Source organism: Staphylococcus sp. EG-SA-2 (assembly GCF_017152085.1).
In genome coordinates this window covers 1-4,005 of the sequence record NZ_JACYHC010000513.1, presented here as the reverse complement: position 1 = coordinate 4,005, position 4,005 = coordinate 1, and the positions used below count along the sequence as shown (strand labels likewise).

The 4,005-nt window shown below is 34.2% G+C and carries 3 protein-coding genes and 1 pseudogene; 1 reads left to right on the top strand and 3 read right to left on the bottom strand.

Going from position 1 to position 4,005, the window contains the following annotated elements; genetic code table 11:
- Positions 1 to 1,920, top strand: a 1,920-nt coding sequence (locus tag IDG60_RS08195; protein WP_206160609.1) for a DUF1542 domain-containing protein, incomplete at its 5' end; no start/stop codon positions are given.
- A gap of 319 nt (positions 1,921 to 2,239) precedes the next feature.
- Here IDG60_RS08195 and IDG60_RS08190 read toward each other — a convergent pair.
- The 3 genes and pseudogenes from IDG60_RS08190 to IDG60_RS08180 form a co-directional block, all read right to left on the bottom strand.
- A complete protein-coding gene (locus tag IDG60_RS08190) occupies positions 2,240 to 3,346 on the bottom strand; it encodes a mannitol-1-phosphate 5-dehydrogenase (protein ID WP_000648723.1) in 1,107 nt (368 codons plus the stop codon).
- Positions 3,346 to 3,780: a PTS mannitol transporter subunit IIA gene (locus IDG60_RS08185; RefSeq protein WP_001292149.1), complete on the bottom strand. Its 435-nt coding sequence runs from the start codon at positions 3,778 to 3,780 to the stop codon at positions 3,346 to 3,348. Before IDG60_RS08185 ends, IDG60_RS08190 begins: the two co-directional genes overlap by 1 nt.
- An 11-nt stretch (positions 3,781 to 3,791) precedes the next feature.
- Positions 3,792 to 4,005: pseudogene (locus IDG60_RS08180) on the bottom strand (BglG family transcription antiterminator); the annotation flags it as partial.

Genomic DNA, 4,005 nt, shown 5'->3' with positions numbered 1-4,005 from the left:
AGTGACCAGTTAACTGCTGAAGAAAAAACTGAAGCATTAGCAATGATTAAACAAATTACAGATCAAGCTAAACAAGGTATTACTGATGCAACAACAACTGCTGAAGTTGAAAAAGCGAAAGCTCAAGGACTTGAGGCATTTGATAACATTCAAATTGACTCAACAGAAAAACAAAAAGTTATCGAAGAATTAGAAACTGCACTAGACCAGATTGAAGCAGGTGTAAATGTCGACGCTGATGCTACAACTGAAGAAAAAGAAGCGTTTACGAATGCTTTAGAAGACATTTTATCAAAAGCAACTGAAGATATTTCTGATCAAACTACAAATGCAGAAATCGCTACTGTCAAAAATAGTGCGCTTGAACAACTTAAAGCACAACGTATTAATCCAGTAGTTAAGAAAAATGCTTTGGAAGCAATTAGAGAAGTGGTTAACAAGCAAATAGAAATAATTAAAAATGCAGATGCAGATGCATCGGCGAAAGAAATTGCACGTACAGATTTAGGTAGATATTTTGACAGATTTGCTGATAAATTAGATAAAACACAAACAAATACAGAGGTTGCTGAATTACAAAATGTAACGATACCTGCAATTGAAGCGATTGTGCCTCAGAATGATCCAGATGCTAATGATACTAATAATGGTACAGATAATAATGATGCAACAGCAAATTCAAATGCTAATGCAACACCAGAAAACACTGGACAACCTAACGTATCTGAGACGACAGATAATGGCAAAGCAGACGCTTCTCCGACAACACCAAATAATAGTGATGCGGCAACAGGTGAAACAACAGTAACATCAGCAACTGATGATGCAAAGGATAAACCGCAAGCTAATAACAATTCTAGTGCAGATGCATCAACAAACAGTCCGACAATGGATAACGATGTAACTAGTAAACCAGAAGTAGAATCAACTAATAACGGCACAACTGATAAACCTGTAACAGAAACAGATAATGCAACGCCAGCAGAAAGCACAACAAATAACAATAGTACAACTACAGCAACAAACGAGAATGCACCAACAGGATCAACAGCAACGGCTCCAACAACTGCGAGCACAGAAGCAGCATCATCTGCTGATAGTAAAGATAATGCATCTGTAAATGATTCAAAACAAAATGCTGAAGTAAATAATAGTGCTGAATCTCAATCAACTAATGGCAAGGTTGCACAACCAAAATCTGAAAATAAAGCTAAGGCAGAAAAAGATGGTAGAGATTCAACAAATCAAAGTATGGTTGAATCAACAACTGAAACATTGCCTTCAGCAGACATAACAGAACCAAATGTACCTTCTAATACATCAAAAGATAAAGAAGAAAGTACGACAAATCAAACTGATGCAGGACAACTTAAGTCTGAAACTAACGTTGCATCTAACGAAGCAGATAAATCGCCAAGCAAAGCTGATACTGAAGTTTCGAATAAACCATCAACATCTGCATCTTCTGAAGCAAAAGATAAAATGACTTCAACTAATGTTAGCCAAAAAGATGATACGGCAACAGCAGATACTAATGATACGCAAAAATCAGTTGGCCCAGTTGCAAACAATAAAGCTAAAGATATGCAAACTAATGATACGCAAAAATCAGTTGGTTCAGCTGCAAACAATAAAGCTACGCAAAACGACGGTGCCAATGCATCTCCAGCAACAGTTTCAAATGGTAGTCATAGTATGCATCAAGATATGCTTAATGTAACTAAGCCTGAAGAAAACAAAGCAAATGCAAAATCAGACCAACAAGGAAAAGTTAATAAGCCTAAACAACAAGCTAAAACTTTACCAGATACTGGTATGTCACATAATGACGATTTACCATATGCTGAATTAGCTCTAGGTGCAGGTATGGCATTCTTAATTAGAAGATTCACTAAGAAAGACCAACAAACTGAAGAATAAAATTTATTCAAGAATGTGAACATCTAGTTATTTCATAGGGAAATATTCCTTACTAAGTAACCAAGTCTAACAGTTAATATGAATTTGTTTTAGTAATGACCAATAGCCATTGAATAGGTGGCTGTGGCTCGAAAATAAAACAAATTATTAACGCAAAAATACTCCTTTCATACATAACACAAGTTAAGTGTCTATGTTGAAGGGAGTATTTTTTTATGTTCAGAAATTTAATATTGTTAATTCAACGGAACTACTACATTATTACTGATTGTTAACGAATAACGTTGGAAACTTCTTGTTTCAAACAAAGCTCAATAAATTATGAAAGTGAATTGTACGCTTCAATTATTTCATCGGCTAAGCCATCGTCAACTTTAGCATATTCGCTTAAAAACGCTTTTAAACCGTGTTCTTTAATGTAATTATTTTTCTCAACAGTTTCTTGGTCTGCTGTATCATCATACTTCAATAACAATGCAGCTGTATTTAATAAACCAGTGCGTTCTAAATCTTTATTATAAAGATATGTTAATGGTTTTATAATTCTATCTTTAGGGCCAATTTTACGTAACGTACCTCGTCCGACACGTGTCACTTCATCAGATAAATAAGAATTGTTGAAACGGTCTATTATTTTTTCAACATAACCAGCTTGTTCCGCTTCAGTAAAATCAAATTCATTAGTAATATATTGACTTGTTTCAGCTAAAACACGGCGTAAGCCAGCTTCAATTGAACTATCTTTTACAGCGTCTAATACGGTAGCTTTACCTGCAAATTTACCAGCATACGCTAAATATGCATGTCCTGTATTCACAGTTAATAATTTACGCTCAATATATGGTGTTAAATCATCAACATATTTAATATGGTTTAGTTCTGGACCATACCATGCATCTTTTTCAACAACCCATTCGTAAAATGGCTCAACCATAACGTCTAATATATTTTCATTCTTTTGTAATGGTACAATTCTATCAACTGCTGAGTTAGCAAAATGAATATTGTTACCAAGAGGGCCAGTAATATCAAGTACTGCTTTTTTCAATGTATCAGTTGCCATAATAGCATTCTCACAAGCAACAATATTAACATGGTTTGTTTTTTCTTTTAAGAAAGGCGCAAAAGATTTAGCAATAATAGGTAGTATGTTAACACCAACAGCTGTTGTAATAATATCAGCTTCTAGAATTGCTTGTTTCAACGCTTCAGAAGGTTGCATTGAATTAATTGCATCAACATTATTCACGCGCGTCGTTGTTTTAGACTCATCAGCTAAAATAACATCGTATTGATGATCATGAGCTAAAGCATTAATGATTTCTTCATTGACGTCTGCAAATGTTACTTTAACATTGTTGTCTGCAAGAATATAACCAATGAAACCACGACCTATGTTACCAGCACCAAAGTGAACTGCTTTCATTATGCATCTGCCTCCTCGAATACTTGTTTAATTTCTTCTGCAGATTTTGCTTGAACGATACGATCCACATTTTCTTCTTCGCTAAATGTAATTGCAATTTTAGATAACAAGTCTAAATGTTCGCCATCTTTACCAGCGATTCCCACTACAACTTTAACTACTTCGCCATCCCAGTCAACGCCTTCAGGGATTTGTAATAATGTTAAACCTGAGTGAATCACATTTGTTTTAGCTTCATCTGTGCCATGAGGAATTGCTAAGCCATTTCCCATAAATGTTGATACAACTTGCTCACGATCTTTCATTGCTTGAATATAAGCATCTGTTACAGCACCACTATCAACTAAGGCTTTACCTGCTTTTTCAATTGCTTCATTTTGGCTGTTAACATTTACATTTAAAAAGATATTGTCATTACTAAATAATTCGCTCATTTTGTACACTCCTAAATAAATTGTTTTTTAATTCGTTCTAAAAATTTGTTTCTTAATAATGTTTCAAGTTCCTGTGGATTTTCCATAAAAGTATCAATAGATTCTAATTTCAAACTTAAAAATTCGGACAAGTCACTTACCAGTGATGCCATAAAATCATTGTCAGGAATAAACATGGAAATCATATATTTAATTGTTTGATTGTCATTTTGAATACTAGGCAAT

What these genes read in the sequence shown, in the direction of transcription:
- IDG60_RS08185 (WP_001292149.1), bottom strand. Translation starts at nt 3,780, where the DNA reads ATGAGCGAATTATTTAGTAATGACAATATCTTTTTAAATGTAAATGTT.
- IDG60_RS08190 (WP_000648723.1), bottom strand. Translation starts at nt 3,346, where the DNA reads ATGAAAGCAGTTCACTTTGGTGCTGGTAACATAGGTCGTGGTTTCATT.